This window comes from Terrisporobacter muris (genome assembly GCF_024621905.1).
In the GTDB taxonomy this organism is placed as follows: Bacteria; Bacillota; Clostridia; order Peptostreptococcales; family Peptostreptococcaceae; genus Terrisporobacter; species Terrisporobacter muris.
The window spans coordinates 1-20855 of sequence record NZ_JANKBY010000033.1 but is presented as its reverse complement, the minus strand read 5'-3'; the positions used below and the strand labels follow the sequence as shown (position 1 = coordinate 20855).

Below are 20855 nucleotides of genomic sequence, written 5' to 3'. Positions count from 1 at the left end.
ACTAGCCTTAGAAAAAGTTTCATTCTGATTATCTATTGTAAAATCTATTGTATTTTATATCTTAAAATATACAACTTTTAATTTTATCCTTGAATTCATCATCTAATATACCTGTTGTAATTCCTAGTGCAATTAAATCAATTAATTTATCTTGAGTCATATCAACAGGTCTGGGAATCAATTTCCTAGGTCTATCATTACAGTCACGGTACAGACATATCCTTATCTCATACCTGCCTAATGCCTTTATATAAATTTTCTCAAGTGCAAATAACTCATTACCATCTCTTATTTCCACGCTTCTAAGTATTTTACAATATCGAGTTTCTCTCTCGAAAAGTTCTTCCTTTTCTTTCTTTGCCATACACTTTACCTCCTTATTTCTTTGTATTATTTAATTTGAAATAAGTTAAATAGCTTACTTTATCAATATTCATCTGCTAATAACATAGTAGAATGACTCCCATCATCTATAACAAATATCTTTTCATCATTACAAGGCTCACTAGCTTCAAAAATCCATATTTTCTTATATTCAGGTACTTCTTGTGAATGAATTATTCTTATTGTATTTTCACTTTTATCAATTGTTGATATTGTGAAAACCTGTAAGTAATCTACATCTCCTATTGTATCTTTTAACTCTTCTATTAATTGCCACATAAATATCTGTACATCTATTGGAATTTCATCATTTATCCCTCTGCTTACATATCTGCTACCATTATCAAACATATTTTTATCCTCCTAAAATTTAAGGAATACAACAATCGCTGTATTCCTTAATCTATACCTTTTATAATCATTATTTATTTCATTTAAGCGCTACATTCTATACCATATATCACTTGCTGAAACTCCATACTTTGAACTAGCTCTATTTACTGCTTCACTTGGATCTATCCCCTCAGCTATAAGCCTTAGTATAAATGCTATTATTATAGTCCACATATCATATTGCCCTCCTATTCTAAAGTTTTACACAAAATAGAAATAAGCATCAATACCTGTAAGTATCAATGCTTATCTTAATAATTCATCAGTCATTTCATTTTTTGTAATTATAGTAATAGAATAATCACTAGATAATAAGTATAACGTTGAATTATACTTATCAGTATTATTTTCATATATTACATCACTAAATTCTTCAACTAATCCCTTTAATATGTTTACTTTTAAATACTCAACCTCTTTAATATTCTCAATTATGCACACATATCCACCATCGTCTGTTGACTTTCTGTTATATCCATAATTTTCATCAAGAATATTAATAACGTTATCCACATTTTCAACTACTTCCTTTGGATATTCTAATAATAAGTTTAAATCTTCTTTCTTCCATAAGTTAATCATCTTAACTTCCTCCTTATATTTTTTTGCACTAAAAAAGAGATGTTAATATTTTATCTAACATCTCCATTTATTAATTTTAAGCTCCTATCTATTAAGACATATATTTAATATAGACCAAATAGATAATATTTATTTATAATTTTTGTTAATACACTTTATTTACTACATATATTACTTACTTTGAAGATTTAAATACTCTTCTTCAAATACAGTAGAATTATTTAGTACAATCTCTAACCTTATGTCCTCTAACATATTATACAGTCCGTCCACATGTAAGTTTGATTTATTTTCTTTTATCTAGACTACCTTTAATTGTAAACATTTCATCATTTTTAATTAATTTACATTGTAATTCATATATAAATACTTTTTTATCTTTTATTACTTTATCCGTCATATTTTTGCTTATTTGATTCTTTTATTTATCTATTTGCTTCTGCATATATCTTTTCTGCTAAATAATGAATCATATAATTTTGTAAATTATTATTAGTCAATATCTCCCTAACCAATCTATCATTCCTATTCTTAGTCTTAACAATCCCCCTCTTAAAATAGCTCTTGCCAAAAGTATTAACCAAATCTTCATAGCTATTTGCTTTAGCTATATCCATAATGTTCTTATCACTTTTAAATATCTCTTCATACTGATCTATTATAATCCTATCTTCCTCTGTAAGACCTACTCCAAAAACATCATTTATCCTTTGGATTATATCTTCTAAGTACTCTTCATCATCTTCACTTATACGAGATGTTGCAGTTTCAGATATTCCAACTAACTCACCTTCACCATTATAAAGTGATATATCAGCACCTTTTTGCTCATCTTGTCCAAGCTTTTGTAATTTATAATAATCTAAACTTAATATATCATCTATATCTAATCTTTCTTTACCTTTTTTAGGTAGCTTTCTTAAAAGTGCTATTAAGTATACTTGTAATCTTAAAAGATTTAAATTTTTTATAGGATAAATCTGAATTAAGAAATTATAAAATGTAATATACTTTTGACATTTCTTCTTAAACTCATCTGATGATTTTTCATCTTCTTCATCTAAATAACAGTATCTTTCAACAGCCTTATCAATTAAACTATTCATCTTAGCATCTTGTGTATTTGTTCTTTTATCCTTATAGAATAATACTGCAAATTCATTCACTTCTTCATCAGTATATATACCATATTCATGTAACTGATACCAAAGATCATTTACTACATTAGGATCTGTTATTTTATCTATATTAGTCATTTCAAAATAAGGCTTATATGCGTCTTGAATATCTTCCACACTATTTTGGAAATCTAATATAAAAGTATGTTTATTAGGATAAGTTCTATTAAGTCTTGATAAAGTCTGAACAGTTTTTACACCATCCAACTTCTTATCAACATACATAGCACATAACTTTGGTTGGTCAAAACCTGTCTGATACTTTTCAGCAACTATAAGTAATCTAAAATCACTTTTTTCAAATATACTTGGTAAATTTGAATCAGTAATATCAGGTGCTACTTCCTTGTTCATACTTACTTCTGTATATTCAACATCTTCATCTTTTACAGTACCTGAAAAAGCAACCAATGCTTTCATATTGTATCCTTTTTCTTTTATATACTGATCTATTGCTAATTTATACTTAACAGCATGTAATCTACTTGCTGTAACTATCATTCCCTTAGCTCTACCTTCTAGCCACATAGACCTATTGTCTACAAAATCATCTACTATAGTTTCAACCTTTTGCCTTATATTGTGCTCATTTAAGCTAACAAACTTATTTATAGCTCTCTTTGCTTCTCCCTTATCAAACTCAGGATTATCCTCTATTTTCTTACCTACCTTGTAGTATACACTTACAGGCATGAAGTTCTTTAATACATCTAGTATAAATCCTTCTTCTATAGCTTGTTTCATAGAATATAAATGAAACTCATGAGGTAGCCCATCTTCACCTATTCTACCAAATACTTGCATAGTCTTATTTTTAGGAGTAGCAGTAAAAGCAAAGAAACTTATATGACCTAAATTAGTTCTTTTTTCTATAAGATCATTCATCTTATCTATACTAGATTTTTCATTCTTTTCATTTTCTGCATCAATTTTTTTAGCTTCTTCTAATGTTTTACCTGCTAAAGTTTCCTTTAATGCATTCATATTCTCACCAGATGTTGAAGAGTGAGCTTCATCTATTATTACTGCATAACGTCTTTTTTCAAGTGATTCTATCTTGGGTAGTGCATATTGGAACTTTTGTATAGTTGTAATAGTAATTTTTGCTCTATTTACAATGGCATCTGCTAAATCTGATGAGTTTTTATCATCATCTATCTTAACAACAAGTCCATTTTTGTGCTCTAGTTGATATATAGCATCTTGAAGTTGCTTATCAAGTACTTTTCTGTCTGTAACTACTATTACAGAATCAAATATAGCATTATTATCTTTGTCATGAAGACTAGATAACCTATGAGAAGTCCAAGCTATAGTATTAGTCTTACCACTACCTGCACTATGTTGTATAAGATAGTTTTTGCCTGCTTTATTTACTTCTAAATCAGCGACTATTTTTCTTACTGCATCTAACTGATGAAATCTTGGGAATATTGCCCTTTTATTACCCTTGTCATCTTGTTGTATAAAATAAAATCTTTTTATAATATCGAGTAAACTATCTTTAGCAAGTATCTCTTCCCATAGATAAGAAGTTTTTTCTTTTCCTTCTACCACAGGATTTCCCTTACCTCTGTTGTTTCCTTTATTAAATGGTAAGAAGAATGTTTTATCTCCTTTTAACTCCGTTGTCATATATACTTCATCTGTATCCACTGCAAAGTATACTAATACTCTTTGATTAAATCCAAACAAGGTTTCTTTTGGATTTCTATCTTCTTTAAATTGTTTTATAGCATTATGTACGTTTTGATTAGTAAACTGATTTTTAAGCTCCATTACTATAACAGGAAATCCGTTTAATGATAACACAACATCTAATGTGTTGTTGTGTCTGCTGCTGTATTTTAATTGTCTTGTTATTTTGAATATATTCTGCTTATAGTTTTCGTAAGCTGTTTTATTTGTAGTTAAATTTGGCTTGTTGTAGAATAATTGAAATTTTCCATTCATCATTATATCTTCTACACCGTTTCTAAGGACACTTATAAGCCCTCTTCTTTTGATATTTGAATTAACTAAATCTATAAAAGCTTTTTTGTAGTTACTTCCCCTGTTGTATTTAAATTCATCTAATAATTCTTTTTGTGTATTTTCTAAGAATCTGAATAAGTCTTCTGCAAATAAGCAATTTTCAAGATCAAATTCTTGCGAATGTCCTTGTTCATAACCAATTGATACTAAATGATTTTCAATTGATTCTTCTAAATGCTTTTCTTTTGGTAACATAATTCCCCTCCAGTTTATAAAATTTACTAAAGCCTATAAGTTAGACTTTAGCATTATATTTTTATATTTTATTTTACTGTAGCTAATATTTTATCTTCTGCTATAATATCTTCTATTGTAAATGAATAGTTTAATATGTCTTTAATCATGCTGTAAAATATATTATTATATTTTTCTTTATCACTTAAATCTTCTTTTCTAATTTTACTTACAATCATCCATTCATTATCATCATAAAGCTTAGTTGTTGTTTTTAATCTATTTATTAATCTATTTCTTCTTTCGTACTTTAAAGCTCTTTCCTTTAGTCCACTATTTAATCTTGATATAGCTCCTTCACCAGATAGCTTGCTTATATTTTTAACTAAGTATATGCACTTATCATCTTCTAATGCTTGAGATATTTCTAATTGTGAAAAATATTGTTTTGAGCCTATTTTAGAAAATGTAGTTCCTAATACTATATGCATATTAGGTATATCATACTCATATCCCCATCCACCTATATTCATATATAGATCATATTTTTTATTATTAATCTCTACACATTGAAAGTTGTCATTCTCTTGACTACATAAGAAATTAAACATATCCATATAATCAAATAATGGAGATTTTTCTCTTTCTGTTGTTCCATCAATATTTATTATTGTCTTTATATTTTTATATTCTAAGTTTATACTTTTGTTATCTATAGAATTGTATAATAATATTTCTTTGATTTTTTCTGCATTTTGTAGTGATATTCTTTCCATCTCTTACTCTCCCTAATAATTTTAATCCCATAACATTTCTAGTTCTATTGACAAATCATTTGATTTACACTCTGAACATGTAATATTGCCTAACCTTATTTCATTATCTATATCTATCATTCTTAAGTCACTTTTGCATTTTTTACAACTATAGATATATTCATACTTCCAATATTTTGTTGTGATTGATACATATTTTTTAGTTGTAATGTATCCACAGTTATCACATAAATAAGGCTCATTAGAGTAATAAATACTATATTCTTCTTTATTTTTTTCTAGGTTATTAATCATTTTCATTATTCTATTATAATCTCTTTTATTTTTCCCATTGAAAAAAGCTTCTAGTGAGTAATCACTCATTCCAACTCCCATGGAATATGATTGGAAGCTATTACAATTATTACATAAACAGTTTATACTTCTCCCCATAATACTATCTCCTATAATGCATTAATAGTCACTAACATATATAACAATAACTCAACACAAAGTTATAAGTTATACACTCCATTGATCATAGCTAAGTTATCGCAATAACTTGACTATAATAATTTTATTTTTTATTTAAAATATATTTAATCCATGATTTTATATTTCACTTATTAGTTATCATGTTAGAACTTTTAATTTTATTGTTATCTCCTATAGTTATACTATTATCATATAAATTGACTTGAATTTTTTGTACTATATTCTTCAATTCTTCTTCCGTCTTTATCGATATATCAATATCAAGGTCATCAAGATTTCCAAATTCTTTTTCAAGAAATAAAAGTGTTTCTAATATCTTTGTTTTTACTTTTGATATTATATCGTTAACCATTCCTAAATCAACATCTACAGAAGCATTTGTTATATGTGCATTAGTACTTTCTTGTAATATTCCATAGAATTCAGGTGGTATCGGCTTACCTATACAAACTTCTTTATCTTTCATTTCTATTAGGGTAGAAATGCTAGAGTATATATGTGTATTCAATAAATTTTCCTGCATTTGTTCATCTAAATGAGCTATTCCAAATTGCCTTTTTGAGTATTCAACGTATCCTACAATAAAACTAGCTCTAACTATACCTTGCAACTTTCTATATTCAGGTAATTCATCATCCGTGTCATATCCAGATAATTCCTTACTTACCCAATTAACTAATCTCTCATTATCTAAACAGTATAAAATTACCATTAGATTTTGAAGTGCTGTGTCTATATCCATATTCGAGCTTATAAAATCTTTTATTAGCTTACTCCTTGCCAATATATTACCTCCTAAAATAAATTTTTAATAAATCCTGAAATCTTGTCCCAAAATCCAAACATCATTATAACACTTGCTATTATAGAACATACTATTCCTATTATTATAGGATGTCTATTTGCAAATGACTCTTTAGGTACATCTTCATACCTAACATTACTATTACTATTGTCTATTATATAAGACTTTTTTAATTTATTATTGTCACCTATTTTTATTGCCATAAACTATAACCCCTTTACAAATATATAAATGTCGTACTATCTTAGGATTAATCTAGTATCTCTATTTTTCCTATCACTGCTTCGCTTATTAAACTTTGTTTAGCTTCTTTTATTTTTTCTATTTGTTTTTTACTCTTATCTATTAATTTATTTATTTCAACAGTTTTAGTATCTAAATATTTAGCAATTATATATTGCTCTGACTCTAATGGTTTAAGTACATAAAGGGATTTTACTACATCTGTATTAAGATTTGGTTGTCCTGAAATTTGCATTTCCTTTCTGAAAATCTCAGTTCTACTTTTTAATAGATAGTAAAAATAACTTTTATTAATTTTTACATTTAAGAACGCTAAAGAGCCATCATTTATACATCCACTAATATTCAATATTTTAGGTACTCCTAATGTTGCTCCACTATTACTCATTACTAGTGTTCCTTTTTCTAAAAATCTACTTTGCTCTTTTCCTAACAATGTCAGATACGATGATACAGAATTTAAGTATTTATTTTCATCCTTTGTTACTTCTCCAACAGTTATCCAAGGTACTTCATTTCCACCAAAATATCTTGGATCTCCAGCTGGTCTAGGTGATCCACCTCTTACTATATTAGCTAATCTTGCAGCTTTAAGTACTTCCCAATCCTTAGGTATCTCACCTAACCATTCAACGCCACTATCCTTCATCTCTTCACTACTTCTCTTAACTAACTCATATCCATCATCGGACTTAACAACCTTAACCTTACCAGTAACAACTTCACTTATAAGACTTTTCTTAGCTTCTTCTAATCTTTGTATTAATTCTTCTTTTTTAGATATTATTAAGTCAAATTGTGAAGTCTTTTTATCAAGAAAATTTGCTATTTTTTCTTGTTCTATATAGCTAGGGTTTAAAAATAATAAGTCTTTAAATTGATCATAATTGTATCCATATCTTATTCCATACGAAAAATTCTTAAAAAAATCAACTTTATATTTTAGTCCCCACCAAAAATAGTCTACAAAGTAATTACTAATATTGGATTTACATTTTAATACAAAATATAAATTACTTATACATCCGTAATATTTTGATACTCCTGATAATATTGGTGTTTGGTCAAAATCTCTAGGTGTAAATACTATATCTCCAGGATAAACTAACTGATGTCCTATGTAACTCTCTGTACTTTTTCCAAAACTTAAATCTTCTTTAATTTTTACTCCACTAGTTGTTAATGATAAAACAGTTGTATCTTCATATTCATTTACTTCTCTTCTTCTAAAATCAAATATATGTCTATTCCTTTTTATTTCCCAATCTTTAGGTATCTTTCCTAACCATTCAACTCCACTATCTTTCATCTCATGTTCTTCTCTATATCTATACCTCATTACCCAAGCACCTTCCTTATCTCTAGTGCTATCTCACTTTCCAAGCTTTCAACTTCCTTCATAATATCAGCAAAAGTTCTTAACTCCTCATACTTATAAAAATGTCTAGTAAAAGGTATCTCATACCCTATATTATCCATCGTACTCTCATCTATATAAGCATCCTCAACATGAGGTTTTACCTCTTTTTCAAAATACTCATACACATCTTCCTTTAGAGCTATACTTTCAGTGTCCTTTAGTGAAGAATCACTTTCTATATTACCTTTAGCATCTTTGCAAACTACTGCATCTTCATTTCTTACCCCAATAGCATTAACTATTGCCTTCACAAGTCCTGCTGATAACGCTATATCAAACTCCTTAGACTTGTTTTTTAAATCTTTTATAAATTTATCTCTATCCATATACTCAAAATCACTATTAAAACTTTCTAAAAGCTTTAATAATCTTTCTTGCTTCTCTCTTCCTTCAGCTTCTTCTATTTCCTTAACTTTCACATCTTTTTTCTTAGAAACTGCAAGATTTATAAATTGATTAGTATTTTTTACATTTTCTATAGCTTCTTCATTTACTCTAAAACTTAATTTTAATGGTCTTTCTATAGTTATTTTTCTATATCCAAAGTCTTTGTTATCAAATATTTTACTATTTTCACCTTCTTCAAATCTTGCATATATTTCTTTTATTTCTTCTATTTGTTCATTAGTTATTTCTTTTCTTTTGTTACCTAAGCTTTTTCTCATGGATTGATAATATTCAATAGCATTTACTAATTGAATTTTACATTTTCTTTTATCTTCTTTTTTATTAGTAAGTACCCATATATACGTTGCTATACCTGTATTGTAGAACATATCAGTAGGTAGAGCTATTATACCTTCTAATAAATCATTTTCTATTATCCATTTTCTAATGTTAGATTCTCCACTTCCTGCATCCCCTGTAAATAATGGTGAACCATTAAATATTATAGCTATTCTACTTCCTTCTTCATCATCATACATTTTACTTATCATATTTTGTAAGAAAAGTAGAGAACCGTCACTTACTCTTGGAGTTCCTGCTCCAAATCTTCCATCAAATCCTAAGTCTGCTTCTTCTTTTACTTTCTTCTCTTCATCTTTCCATGTAACACCGAATGGAGGATTTGATATTAAGAATCTTATTTTTTCTCCACTAAATCTATCTTGAGTTAAAGTATTTCCAAGTCTTATATTATCTGGGTTTTGTCCTTTCATTAACATATCTGCCTGACATATTGCAAATGATTCATCAAGTAACTCTTGTCCATATACATTTACTATTGCACTTGGATTTACTTTTTCCACATAGTCTTCAGCTATTGAAAGCATCCCCCCTGTACCACAGCAGAAATCTGCTATAGATATTACTTTTCCTTCTTGTGTAAGGAAGTTTTCTTTTCCCATAAATAACATTTCCATACAAAGCCTTATAACTTCTCTTGGCGTATACTGCTCCCCTGCTGCTGAATTTTCTGTAAATCTTCTTAGCATTTCTTCATATATATATCCCATTTTATTATTCGATACTGAGTTTATATGAAGATCTACTTCGTACATTTTGCTAAGAATTGCAAATAGTTTGTCCTTTTTATCTAGTTGTGCTATTTCATCTTTGAACTTGAATTTACCTATTATTTCTTTTACATTATTTGAAAATCCATTTAAGTATTCTTCAAAGTTTGATTTTATATTTTCACTATCATCTAATAGTTTTTTCCATGTAAAATCACTTACATTGTAGAATTGTAAGTTTATATTGTGATTTTCTTTTAGATCTACTATTACCATTTCATCTCTTTCTTCTTCTGGTAAAAAGTTGTATTCGTCATATACCGATTTTACTATTTCTCTATCATAATCATCTAGTAGACAGTCAAATCTTCTTACTACTATCATTGGTAACATTACTTTTCTGTAGTCTTCTTCTTTGTATGTCCCCCTTAAACTTTCTGCTATGTTCCACAAAAATGTAACATGATTAAAATTATTATCTATGCTCATTTTATTTCCTCCTGACTATTTTTTACATTAGGTTAGCATTTTATTATTTAGCTAACCTAATATTATTACTTTATAATTATACCTTAATATAAATACTACTATCATCTATATTATTTCAAAAGTAGAAGTTAGTCCCATATCTTCATACAGATTTAACTTTGCTTTTTTAAGTTTAGCATTAAGTTGCTGAATTTCATTTGTAATTTTCCTATACTCCATTTGATAATTCTCTATTATATTTACCTGTTCTTCTTCTGGTAACAGTATTACTGGTATTTGCATTAAATCTTTTGAATTTAGTGAAAACACATTTGTTCCTGCTTGTTTATAGTTTATCAAAAACTCACCTAATGGACTTTCTAAAAATGTTTTTATATATTGAGGATTATTGTTTTCTTTTAATCTAAATCCTATTACATTTTGAGATATTAAGATTTTATCTTCATGTTCAGGTACTATACAAACTTTTATATTTGAACCTCTGCTAGATATTAATATGTCTCCTTTTTTTACACTATATGATTCTATTCTAGCATTATTTTTAATAGTATATCTTTGAAGAGATTCCGTATCTATTTCACTATCTCTCAAATCTGATAAGTTTATTATTTTGTATTCTCCTTGTTCATCCTCTTCTATATTACTTGGTACTACATTTATTCCTCTAAAGAACTTACCTATTTCGCCTAATGTTTTACTCTGATTTAATTCTACTAATTTCTCTTTTTTGAACTTAATCTCTCCAAATTCGTTACTAATCATTTTTGTTTTTAATACATTTTTATTAGCTAATAAGTTACTTCCTTCTATATCTCTTATATTCACTATTGAACTTATATCTTCTATCTCTTTCCTATTTTTGTAGATATCTATTATACGTTCTACATGTTGCTGTGTTAAGACTTTTTGATTTCTACCCTTTATTTCATACATATCTTCAGCATTTATAAACAATATTTTATTTTTTAATTCTGTATCTTTATCCATATTTATTACCATCATATTAATAGGTATTGATGTCATAGTCATTATACCAGGTAATGCAATTACTGCTTCTATACAATCTAAACTTAATATATTTTTTCTAATAGTTTCTTCTGAGCCTCTAAATAAAGTACCTGATGATGTAATTGCTATTCCTTTTCCATTTTTATTCAAAGATTTTATCATATGAGATATGAAAAGCCATTCTGCATTTGATACTGGAGGTTTTCCAAATATAAATCTATTGTATGGATCTTTTTCTACATACTCTTTTTCATCCCTCCAAGTTAATCCAAAAGGAAAATTCATCATCACATTATCAAACATTTTTAATTCATTTCCTTCTGTAAATAAAGGTTTTGTTAACGTATTACCAACTTTAATATTTTTATTGTATATTCCATTTACAAATAATCTTATTTTACACATAGCCCAGTTTTTTAGATTAATTTCTTGTCCGTATAATTCTAAGTAATTTCCATTTCGTTTAGCATAATTATTTGCTTCTGTTAATGTTTCACCAATCCCACAAGTACCATCATAAAAACTACCTTGTCTTGGCTCTAAAATTCCTATTCCTAATTCATTTAAACATTTCGGTGTTATCGACTCTCCTGAAATTTTTCCTGATGATTCATTTTTATTTTCTATTAATTGATCTATTATTAACTTCCATTTATCTTTATTTAAGTTACTTTCTTTTATTATTGATAATACCTCATATTTAACCTCTCTTGGGACTTTAGAATCTCCATTTAGATGCTCAAATACACCTTCTAAATCTTTATACTCATTTGATAATTGATTAAATGTATTTTCTAACTCTTTATTTATATCTGCACTTCTAAGTATTCTATCTATATGACTATTTTGAGAGTTGATAGCTTCTATATATCCTAAAGTATAGTATTTACTTAATACTTCCACCATCTCCTCTGTATTAATAAATCCTCTTAATATTTGTGCAATTTTATAATTCATTTTATTTTCCATATTTACACCCCTTACTTTTTTATAGTAATGCAATTACTATTTTTAATTCTTATCTATATAGTATACTTACTATCAAAAAAAGTCAATTACTTTTTGTAGTAATGTAATTACTATTTATTTTTTATTGTGGTTGAAATAAAAAAAATAGTATTGACTTTTTAGTCAATACTATTTTCGTGGATTTGAATGGTGGAGATGAGGGGATACTCTAACATATATTTTTTTAGTAATTTTTATTTTTTATTATACATTCTATTTGTGTATATTGCTTAATTACATCAGTTCAATTTTTTATTTAGTTTTTTTATTTTTCTTCAAACTTAACTGTAATTGTGTGCTAAATGTGTGCTAGTACTTCTCTAACATATATATCTCTATAACTTTATATAATCTGTTCTGTAAAATTTTAATATAATGGACTTAATAAAAAACATTAAGCTTTCTATCAAGCCCGTAGATTTTAATATATATCGTGCTTAGTATATAATATTATTTTTAATCACCAATTGACACTCTCCCAGTTTCCATTGATAAGGCTTGTTGTGCCATATTAATCAAGTTATTCAACATAGCCGTCCATACTTCTAGTTCTCTAGTGCCTTCTAATATGGTTGAAGTTAGAATACTATTACATGCACTAATTATTAATTGAATATCATCTCTTGAGATTACTACATCATCATATAGATCAATATCATACAGTTTACTCATATCAAATAAAACTTTGTCTCTTGAACTGTAAATATATCCAATTAACTCGTCACTAAATTCAATATTTTCATTATTCAAATTGACATCTTTTACATTACAATATATAACTCAAATATTTAATAAAATATATTAATCATTTTTAACCCATTTTTTATAAAATTACACCCTTCATTATCATCACATGCTAATACTTCTTCAATTGGATTCCCATAAGTTATCCATTTATCACATATGCTTTTAAGTAATTTATCGTTATAACTTTTATTAAATTTATTATCAAATAGAATTTTTACTTCTACAACATATATACCTTCTATTTTCCAATATGGTTTATTTTCTATATATTCTTTATTTTTTATACTATCTTTAACAGATTCAATAATACTTTCAAAAATATTCTGAGCTTCATCCTTACTGTTTGAATATATAAATGCTCTAATAAACAAATCTTCTACCTCCTACTTATGTGTAATTTTACCATCTAGAGATACATTCAAATGTGATCCATCTCGGCTAGCCCATCCTAAACTCTTTTTACCTGTTTTAGAAAGTTGTACATCCCATTCAAATGATTGTCCTGCAGTTCTTGATGGCTCTTTAGTCCATACATTTCCAAATTTATCAACATATCCTCCATTACGTTTAGGTAGTGGCTGCGATGAACTCCAGTTTTTTGGTGGAACATATCTTATCTTACCTTTTGTTGGCAAATTATTGCTTTTTAAAGTACCTTTTTTAGACACTTTATTTTTATTTTTATTTTTTTGACAACCATTATTATGTACCAACACACTTGCATCAGATACAAAATAAGTATGGAAATCTTCAACCTCAAAGTTATATAAAGTTATCAGTTCATTATGAACTACTTTATCTATCTTCTCAACTGTAGACTTATCTCCTGACTGAAGAACTGCTTTATCTCCTTCTTCAATCATACTCGCTGGTATCCAGCCTACGTTGTCTATATAAAATACATGTTGCTCCGTAGCCTCTATAACTTCTCCAGCTACTTTAATATAAAGTATTGTATCTGTTTCTTTTACAAAAGTTTATACTACTCTTTTAAGGGCTACTTCTCCTGTTTCTGGATCTTGTGCCCATACCAGGTTTCCTTCTTTAATGTTACTTATACCAACCTTTGTAAACATTGCGTTATCCATGCGGTTTACCGCATCGTAAGTGTAGTATTTTACTTCATTTGTTATACTGTCTGATTCTCTTAACTGATTACCATTTAAATCATAAGTATAAGTCTTATTCGACAGTGTGGTGTGGGGCTCTCCCTCATCATCTGATGATTCTTCACTTCCACCTGCTGAATCCTCTGACCCAACTTCAACACTTGAAACTAACTGATTTAGTAAGTTATATGTGTAAGTAGTTGTTTTTCCATCTTTGACTTCTTTTAGTCTGTTACCTACTTTATCATAAGTATAAGTAGTCTTGCTTATTGTATTTGAGGTATTATCTCTTATGTTTGTTTCTGTAAGTCTTCCAACTTTATCGTATTCATATTAGCTTATTAATAAAACTACTTTCATTATAGATTCACTCTTATTTAATAAAGTGAACCTGATAAAAAATAATAAACTTTTTATCAGGTTCACTGATTTTGAAAAGTATTCAATTTTACATTATATTTTTATATTTTAAAATTATACAAATATAATGTCCTTATTTTATTAATGTTTGAATCCGCCTCATTTATTTTATCTTAATAGTTTTATGCACTGAAAAACTACTTATTCCATATTATTGGATAAAAAATACTTTATTATAAACTTATCACCTTTTTTACTAATTAAAACTACAGTATCATTATCGCTCCATTTTAAATCACCTAAATACATAGCATATTCTCGTTCATCTGGAATTGTACTTCCTATTAGCTCTTCGTAAATAGTATTATCATTCAAGTCAGTAAATATCATATATATATTAACTTTATTAACCTCATGTTGAATTTTTACTTTAGCAATTTTATCACCTCTCTTAACTTTCTTCCATATCCACCAATTTACATAACCACACTTAATAATATTTTCACAAGAATTATAAAAAGCTTTAACATCAAATGAAACACATTTTGATAAATAATCTAAGCCTTCTATAACTTTTTCAATAACCATTATTTTCTTATGTAAGTCATCCATAATTTCAAATTTTGCAATATCAAAATTTACTTGAATCACATATGTACCTAGTAAATTTTTTATTCCCTCTTGTCGATTTCCATTGACACACTCAATAATTATTTTCCAACAATCTTTCGTATTAATGGGACTTATTGTCCTCTCAATCATTGATGTCATACATCTAGTCTCTAACTGAAACTTTCTTCTTCGTTCTTTCCAATTATTTTCATAGTCAATTCTTACAGCCTCTTCGAAGCTTATCTCATATTGTTGTTGAATCTTACTTATAGATTCTTTATCTTTTATATATGGTATATCCAATTCTATTTCCTTTAGTTTCATTATTAATCCTCCCAAGGCCTTGGTCTTTTATGTATACTCATGGAATTTTTTTCTTGCCATAATTTTAATGCATTCTTCCTTTCCCACTCTAATGCATCAGAGCGATTTTTTATATTCTTCTTAACAACCCTCGCTCCATATACTTTAGTACCATTGCCATTTAATTTACTAACCTGTCTATTTGCTCTAGGTGATGTTCCATTTCTATTTAACTTTTGGCCACTAATCCCTGTTTTCACAACATCTCCTGTTTCAATATTATAAATTTCATATCCATGCTGTTTTCTTTTACTTTTTTTACTATTACCATGAACCTTTGTACCCGCCGCACATGATGCAGTATTATGTACTAGCACACTTGCATCAGATACAAAATAAGTATGGAAATCTTCAACCTCAAAGTTGTATACCCTTATCAATTCATTATGAACTACTTTATCTATCTTCTCAACTGTAGTATTATTTAGGTTTGTTTTTATATGTTGGTATAGCTAATAAAACATATCTTTATTTTTCTATATCGTAAATTAAATTATTAAAAAAATCTATTTTTTCCTCCAATATTTAGAACCTTTTGCATATGTTATAATTACTTTTCCAGGTTGATTTAATAGAATAGTAGCTTATTTACTAACATATTTATATAAATACAATATAGATATTATAGCATTTAAAGCGAATTATTAATTATATATTACTTTTATAGTCGTATAGTATTTGTAGGATTTATTAGGATATTAAAAATTTTTACATAATATACAATAGTGAGGTTTTGTGAGATTTTCATAGCATTAGCATTTCTTAGCATAGTATTTCTGATTTAACCATAACATTTACCGCATTTTTATGTTAGCAATTGTTAGCTTCTTATAAATATTACTCTCACATTTTCCAACATCAGCATTACTCAGCAATATTGTTGACTCCTAAAGTATAAATGTTAGGTTTTGCTAGATTTTCGGATTTTAAATCTGAATATATCTCCTTTTTAGGGTGCCGAAAGTGCCGAGTAATAACCGAGTATCTTTTTTAGGGTAGCCGAAAAGGCCGAATACTTATTTTTAAGGAGTTCAAAAAGTTCAAAGTCTATTTTTTAGGGACTGTAAAAACTTTAGATTATTCTTTTAAATAATGTGAGATATTCTTTTTAGGAACTCGGAAAACTTCTTTTTAGGGGGTGCAGAATGTGTAGAATAAATTTTAATAACATTGCGCTAACCTTGCAGTATAAAAAAAGTAGGAGCTGTACTCCTACCCTTCTGCCTTGCAATAAATTAAAATTACGAATTATATTTTTTAATTTCCACCAATTTTAAATGTTCCTATTTTTGTTTTTCCATCCTCTTTATAGGCAACAATTGACTTGTAATAACCATATTTTTTAATATTTTTTTCTACTGTCTTCATATACTCTACTGCTTCATCTGGATTATTAGGTTGATTTGCATTATCATAAAAGTCATCTCTATAAACATAACCGGTCTCACCATTATTCATCTCTACAGATATTAAGTCTGGTCCATCATCATATTCTTTAGTAGATAATTCACTACCATAAGTTTGTCCATAATCATTTTCTTTAATTTCATATACTTTATCCTTCTCATCAATATACGATAAACTATCTCGAGATTTAGTAAAATGATCTACTCCTATAAAAGTCAAACCTATCATAATAATTAATCCCAAAACATGCCTCTTCTTAAGTATCATTACCTATCCCCCTTAATACAATATTAATTCAAATTATAACATATCCATTGTATCATAATTATAACCTTCATTCTATTATAAGACTAACTCAATTCTCACATTACACTTATAATATTTTTTACTTTTTCTTTCCTAAATTCATTGGCATTGCTTTCATGCATAAATTTTCTACATATTTTAAAGCATTATAATTTCCTTGTAATAAAGGTTAACATACCTCCCTCTAACCTTCCCACTTTATTGAATTGAAAATATTAAGAGATACCTTACCATAAGAATCTATATTATTTACATCTAAGTTAATCCAAAATTGGATTGATTTAATCTGATTCGGATATTTTTCCGACTGACTAATTTAAGGTACCATAAAAAGGAGTAACATTTTGCTACCCCGTATAACTCGCTTTCCATTTTTGGAAACACCTTTATCTTCTTCATCAACATTATTCAATTGCTTTTTGGATGTCGTTATTACCTATAACAGAAAACTTATAACTGAACTTTCTCAAAAAAAAGAAGCTTAATTAGACGAGAGAAAAATTCCCCCGGTAGATGACCTCTTTATTTATGATTTATGACTGTACAATTTTGTCTACTCGATACCGTTTTGGTATTGAGTGGAAGGGCGAAATATTTCTCCATTGCCTAAATTTAACTTAGGGAGCATTTTGCCTATTCGTTTGTTTTGGAAGTACTCCAAAAAAGGTGCAACCCAAAAACTAGGGTTTCAAAAATATAATAATTACAATCATTGATATTTCAATATTTATCCCTCTTGAACTATTGGAGTACTACGTTTATTTGTCGTTTTGGAAACGTTCCAAAAAGGTGCACACCTAAATATTAATAAAACGCCGTCATTTCAGTATTTAGCACGCTTAAGTTTATTTGAAGTACTCCATTTATTCGTTTTGGAAAAAATCAAAAAACGTTCATAATACAAAATAAAAAGTAGGAACACAATTCCTACCCTCAACTTTACAATATATTAAATTATAAACTATCGTTTTAACATAAACCTTATAAGTTTTATACCTAAATAGGTGATTATATATATAATAAATATAGATACTGCTACATTACTCCATGATATACTTAACATTATTAAATCCCCTCTCTATTATATATAATTTTTGACAACTATAAACTTTACCAATTATTCGTAATATATTAAAATTGTTCATTTAAATATCATTAATTTTATTACAATGAAAGTTATGATAAGCAAAAATGCCTATTACAAATAAACCTATAGTAATTCTAATTATATTAACTATACCATTATAATTTGATGGCAAAATTTCTTTTATGCTATTAGCACCTGCAATAAATGAATTTATTGAAACAAATTGCTTCCATAAACTTCTTTCTCTATAACCTAAGAATAAAAAAACAATAAATGCTAAAAAGAAAAATATCGTTACTAAAATAGTTAAAATCATTTTTTGTCCCCCTTTAATGTCTTACAATTTATAACAATTGCGACATTCATTTATTATATTATAAATGAAAAAAGCCATTTAAAATAGCTTCTAAACTAAAATAAATGGCTCTCATGCATATTCCTTATAAACTAATTTTTAATATAAATAGTAGTTACATAATGTGTTCTTATATCCTTTTCTCGTTCTTTTTTATATGTAGTCTTAAACATTATGTAATGTCCCTTACTCTCTTTAAAATATAATTTATAGTATTTTTCATTATCTTTAAACTCTCTTGCAATGTATCCAGCTTCTTTATCTTTACAAGGTATTTCTTTTACATTATCTTTATTTAGTTCCTTAGAAACATAATCTTCTACAAAGCTTTCAATTGACTCTTTCTCGCTAAAACAATAGGCTTCTATTGTATCTTGGCTCTTCTGATCAACTAATTTAAATAAAGGTATAGCTGTAAATGAATTTAAATTTTCCTCATCTCGGTTAATATCTTCAAACTCATATGTAAGTTTTTCTAATACAGTAAATCCAAAATAATCATTTTTATAAACACCTTCATTAACATCCCCTTGTAAATTATTTGATCTACATCCGCTTAAAAAAATCATGATTAATAAAATATAAATATTTATGTATTTTTTAGCTTTCATATTATTATCCTTTTCATTAATTTGTTTGAGATGCTGTTCTTAATGTTGCATGAGCTCTTATGCTTCCTTTTTTAGAATAAACACCATGTTTATGAGTGAACTCAACTTGGTAGCTTACATTTTTCCCCGCATATTTGCTATATAGTAATATTTGACTATCCAACTGATCATTTCTTTCTTGCATTTGAAAATACTTTATTTTTTGTTTATCTTTAGCTTCAAATGCAGCTTGGTATCCATCTACTATAAATGGATATCCTTTAACTGGATTAGATGAATAAGTTGGTTGAAGACCTATTGTCACTCCTGGAGCTATTTGTTTACTCGCACTAACATTTATATAGATAGGAGGTTTTTTTTCTGAGAAGTTTCCATTAGTTCCAACACTCATTAGTCTATTTATTTTATGATTAGATCCCCACTTACCTTTTATTCTTGTTAATCCATATGTCCCATGATATTTAAGAGGCTTTCCATTTTCTGTATGCGTAAAAGACATAACTCTAACATTCCCAAACACAGAATCTGCTGATTGATCTATAGTTAAATTTAATTTAAATTGAGATTTAACATTAAATGTTCCTCCCATTCCATCTTTATATGACCATGTTAAAGTAGAATAACCAACTATACTTCTGATTCTTGCTGACCTTGAAGAAGGACCTTCTTCTTGTGTTACCTCATGTTCTGGCTCTATAACATTAACAAACCAATAGGCTTCCTCAATAGCGGCCGTTTCTAAATTTTCTTTTAATTTATATACTTCACTAAATATAATCTCTTTTATTTCAAATTCAAAAAAATCTATATTTCCAGTTTTATTATCTTTTATATATATATTCATTGTTGGATAGTCATAAATATTACCAGTTGCATAAGATTTTTTACCGGGTTTGCAAATTGAAAAATGAACTATATCATAATTATAATTACTCACGTTCATTCTCCCCAATATCTGTTCGTCAGTATTTGGGTCTTTCAATAAAGTTCCTTCTAAATCAATATTATTTACTTCTAGATCGTTATTCTGATTTTTAATTGAAATATTTCCTGTCACCTTGCCATCGTTATACACACTAAATTTTTCAACTTGTATATCTTTTGTAGATTTAGTTGGTAACTCTTTTTCATCTATTTCTTCTTTTGTTGCCACACGTGATATTACATTTAAATCCTCAGTAATCCCTTCTTCTATAATAGCTTTATCACTCGATAAAGACTCTGCATTAATATTAATTGACATCATTAAAGCTATCATCATTGAAAAAGTGCTAGTTAATATTTTTTTTAAATTCATTTAATTCCCCCTATTTATCAATATTTGTAAGTTACACATTATTCTTACTGTATCTTCCTCCCTTACACATATTTAAGAATATACTATATGATTTTCAATTTTATTTCTATATTTTTACATATTATTAAGAATTTGTAAGAATATTATTTAAAATTAAACTTAAAGAATAATTAAAT

General features: G+C 27.4%; 21 protein-coding genes and 1 pseudogene. All 22 read right to left on the bottom strand.

Going from position 1 to position 20855, the window contains the following annotated elements; all coding sequences use genetic code 11:
- Nucleotides 1-61: 61 nt before the first annotated feature.
- Nucleotides 62-364 carry a hypothetical protein gene (locus NSA58_RS04665; RefSeq protein WP_257560188.1) on the bottom strand — a complete coding sequence of 101 codons (303 nt, stop codon included), beginning with the start codon at nucleotides 362-364 and terminating at the stop codon, nucleotides 62-64.
- A 62-nt stretch (nucleotides 365-426) separates the two neighbouring features.
- Nucleotides 427-735: a DUF960 domain-containing protein gene (locus NSA58_RS04660; RefSeq protein WP_257560187.1), complete on the bottom strand. Its 309-nt coding sequence runs from the start codon at nucleotides 733-735 to the stop codon at nucleotides 427-429.
- 90 nt (nucleotides 736-825) lie between these two features.
- Nucleotides 826-951, bottom strand: coding sequence for a hypothetical protein (locus tag NSA58_RS04655; protein ID WP_257560186.1), 126 nt, complete (start codon nucleotides 949-951; stop codon nucleotides 826-828).
- 72 nt (nucleotides 952-1023) lie between these two features.
- On the bottom strand, nucleotides 1024-1359 hold the full coding sequence (locus tag NSA58_RS04650) for a hypothetical protein (RefSeq protein ID WP_257560185.1): 336 nt from the start codon (nucleotides 1357-1359) through the stop codon (nucleotides 1024-1026).
- Nucleotides 1360-1784: 425 nt separating this feature from the next.
- Nucleotides 1785-4766, bottom strand: coding sequence for a type I restriction endonuclease subunit R (locus tag NSA58_RS04645; RefSeq protein WP_257560184.1), 2982 nt, complete (start codon nucleotides 4764-4766; stop codon nucleotides 1785-1787).
- A gap of 68 nt (nucleotides 4767-4834) precedes the next feature.
- Complete coding sequence (locus NSA58_RS04640) at nucleotides 4835-5521, bottom strand: hypothetical protein (RefSeq protein ID WP_257560183.1); 687 nt, start codon at nucleotides 5519-5521, stop codon at nucleotides 4835-4837.
- Nucleotides 5522-5542: 21 nt separating this feature from the next.
- A complete protein-coding gene (locus NSA58_RS04635) occupies nucleotides 5543-5953 on the bottom strand; it encodes a hypothetical protein (protein WP_257560182.1) in 411 nt (136 codons plus the stop codon).
- A 166-nt stretch (nucleotides 5954-6119) separates the two neighbouring features.
- Nucleotides 6120-6779: an AbiTii domain-containing protein gene (locus NSA58_RS04630; protein ID WP_257560181.1), complete on the bottom strand. Its 660-nt coding sequence runs from the start codon at nucleotides 6777-6779 to the stop codon at nucleotides 6120-6122.
- An 11-nt stretch (nucleotides 6780-6790) separates the two neighbouring features.
- Nucleotides 6791-7003 (bottom strand): hypothetical protein, encoded by a 213-nt coding sequence (locus tag NSA58_RS04625; RefSeq protein ID WP_257560180.1) that lies wholly within the window; start codon nucleotides 7001-7003, stop codon nucleotides 6791-6793.
- 47 nt (nucleotides 7004-7050) lie between these two features.
- Nucleotides 7051-8382 (bottom strand): restriction endonuclease subunit S, encoded by a 1332-nt coding sequence (locus NSA58_RS04620; protein ID WP_257560179.1) that lies wholly within the window; start codon nucleotides 8380-8382, stop codon nucleotides 7051-7053.
- Nucleotides 8382-10409 carry a type I restriction-modification system subunit M gene (locus NSA58_RS04615; RefSeq protein WP_257560178.1) on the bottom strand — a complete coding sequence of 676 codons (2028 nt, stop codon included), beginning with the start codon at nucleotides 10407-10409 and terminating at the stop codon, nucleotides 8382-8384. Before NSA58_RS04615 ends, NSA58_RS04620 begins: the two co-directional genes overlap by 1 nt.
- A 105-nt stretch (nucleotides 10410-10514) precedes the next feature.
- Nucleotides 10515-12386, bottom strand: a complete 1872-nt coding sequence (locus NSA58_RS04610) for an N-6 DNA methylase (RefSeq protein WP_257560177.1) — start codon at nucleotides 12384-12386, stop codon at nucleotides 10515-10517.
- A gap of 495 nt (nucleotides 12387-12881) precedes the next feature.
- Nucleotides 12882-13175, bottom strand: a complete 294-nt coding sequence (locus NSA58_RS04605; RefSeq protein ID WP_257560176.1) for a hypothetical protein — start codon at nucleotides 13173-13175, stop codon at nucleotides 12882-12884.
- Nucleotides 13176-13213: 38 nt separating this feature from the next.
- A complete protein-coding gene (locus tag NSA58_RS04600; protein ID WP_257560175.1) occupies nucleotides 13214-13543 on the bottom strand; it encodes a hypothetical protein in 330 nt (109 codons plus the stop codon).
- 12 nt (nucleotides 13544-13555) lie between these two features.
- On the bottom strand, nucleotides 13556-13840 hold the full coding sequence (locus NSA58_RS04595; RefSeq protein WP_257560189.1) for a polymorphic toxin type 17 domain-containing protein: 285 nt from the start codon (nucleotides 13838-13840) through the stop codon (nucleotides 13556-13558).
- A gap of 45 nt (nucleotides 13841-13885) precedes the next feature.
- Nucleotides 13886-14137, bottom strand: a pseudogene (locus NSA58_RS04590) (polymorphic toxin-type HINT domain-containing protein); the annotation flags it as partial.
- A gap of 705 nt (nucleotides 14138-14842) precedes the next feature.
- Complete coding sequence (locus tag NSA58_RS04585) at nucleotides 14843-15577, bottom strand: hypothetical protein (RefSeq protein WP_257560174.1); 735 nt, start codon at nucleotides 15575-15577, stop codon at nucleotides 14843-14845.
- 2 nt (nucleotides 15578-15579) lie between these two features.
- The gene (locus tag NSA58_RS04580) at nucleotides 15580-15996 is read right to left on the bottom strand and encodes a hypothetical protein (RefSeq protein ID WP_257560173.1); all 417 of its coding nucleotides are present in this window, start codon (nucleotides 15994-15996) and stop codon (nucleotides 15580-15582) included.
- 877 nt (nucleotides 15997-16873) lie between these two features.
- Nucleotides 16874-17290, bottom strand: a complete 417-nt coding sequence (locus NSA58_RS04575) for a hypothetical protein (protein ID WP_257560172.1) — start codon at nucleotides 17288-17290, stop codon at nucleotides 16874-16876.
- Between the two features lie 1184 nt (nucleotides 17291-18474).
- Nucleotides 18475-18732: a hypothetical protein gene (locus NSA58_RS04570; protein WP_257560171.1), complete on the bottom strand. Its 258-nt coding sequence runs from the start codon at nucleotides 18730-18732 to the stop codon at nucleotides 18475-18477.
- Nucleotides 18733-18863: 131 nt separating this feature from the next.
- Nucleotides 18864-19382 (bottom strand): hypothetical protein, encoded by a 519-nt coding sequence (locus NSA58_RS04565; protein WP_257560170.1) that lies wholly within the window; start codon nucleotides 19380-19382, stop codon nucleotides 18864-18866.
- Nucleotides 19383-19398: 16 nt separating this feature from the next.
- Nucleotides 19399-20679: a hypothetical protein gene (locus NSA58_RS04560; protein WP_257560169.1), complete on the bottom strand. Its 1281-nt coding sequence runs from the start codon at nucleotides 20677-20679 to the stop codon at nucleotides 19399-19401.
- Nucleotides 20680-20855: the final 176 nt, after the last annotated feature.

Coding starts and splice junctions, on each gene's coding strand:
- NSA58_RS04650 (WP_257560185.1), bottom strand. CDS start 1,359: ATGATTAACTTATGGAAGAAAGAAGATTTAAACTTATTATTAGAATAT.
- NSA58_RS04560 (WP_257560169.1), bottom strand. CDS start 20,679: ATGAATTTAAAAAAAATATTAACTAGCACTTTTTCAATGATGATAGCT.
- NSA58_RS04565 (WP_257560170.1), bottom strand. CDS start 19,382: ATGAAAGCTAAAAAATACATAAATATTTATATTTTATTAATCATGATT.
- NSA58_RS04635 (WP_257560182.1), bottom strand. CDS start 5,953: ATGGGGAGAAGTATAAACTGTTTATGTAATAATTGTAATAGCTTCCAA.
- NSA58_RS04610 (WP_257560177.1), bottom strand. CDS start 12,386: ATGGAAAATAAAATGAATTATAAAATTGCACAAATATTAAGAGGATTT.
- NSA58_RS04665 (WP_257560188.1), bottom strand. CDS start 364: ATGGCAAAGAAAGAAAAGGAAGAACTTTTCGAGAGAGAAACTCGATAT.
- NSA58_RS04585 (WP_257560174.1), bottom strand. CDS start 15,577: ATGAAACTAAAGGAAATAGAATTGGATATACCATATATAAAAGATAAA.
- NSA58_RS04625 (WP_257560180.1), bottom strand. CDS start 7,003: ATGGCAATAAAAATAGGTGACAATAATAAATTAAAAAAGTCTTATATA.
- NSA58_RS04645 (WP_257560184.1), bottom strand. CDS start 4,766: ATGTTACCAAAAGAAAAGCATTTAGAAGAATCAATTGAAAATCATTTA.
- NSA58_RS04615 (WP_257560178.1), bottom strand. CDS start 10,409: ATGAGCATAGATAATAATTTTAATCATGTTACATTTTTGTGGAACATA.
- NSA58_RS04660 (WP_257560187.1), bottom strand. CDS start 735: ATGTTTGATAATGGTAGCAGATATGTAAGCAGAGGGATAAATGATGAA.
- NSA58_RS04575 (WP_257560172.1), bottom strand. CDS start 17,290: ATGATACTTAAGAAGAGGCATGTTTTGGGATTAATTATTATGATAGGT.
- NSA58_RS04570 (WP_257560171.1), bottom strand. CDS start 18,732: ATGATTTTAACTATTTTAGTAACGATATTTTTCTTTTTAGCATTTATT.
- NSA58_RS04640 (WP_257560183.1), bottom strand. CDS start 5,521: ATGGAAAGAATATCACTACAAAATGCAGAAAAAATCAAAGAAATATTA.
- NSA58_RS04655 (WP_257560186.1), bottom strand. CDS start 951: ATGTGGACTATAATAATAGCATTTATACTAAGGCTTATAGCTGAGGGG.
- NSA58_RS04620 (WP_257560179.1), bottom strand. CDS start 8,382: ATGAGGTATAGATATAGAGAAGAACATGAGATGAAAGATAGTGGAGTT.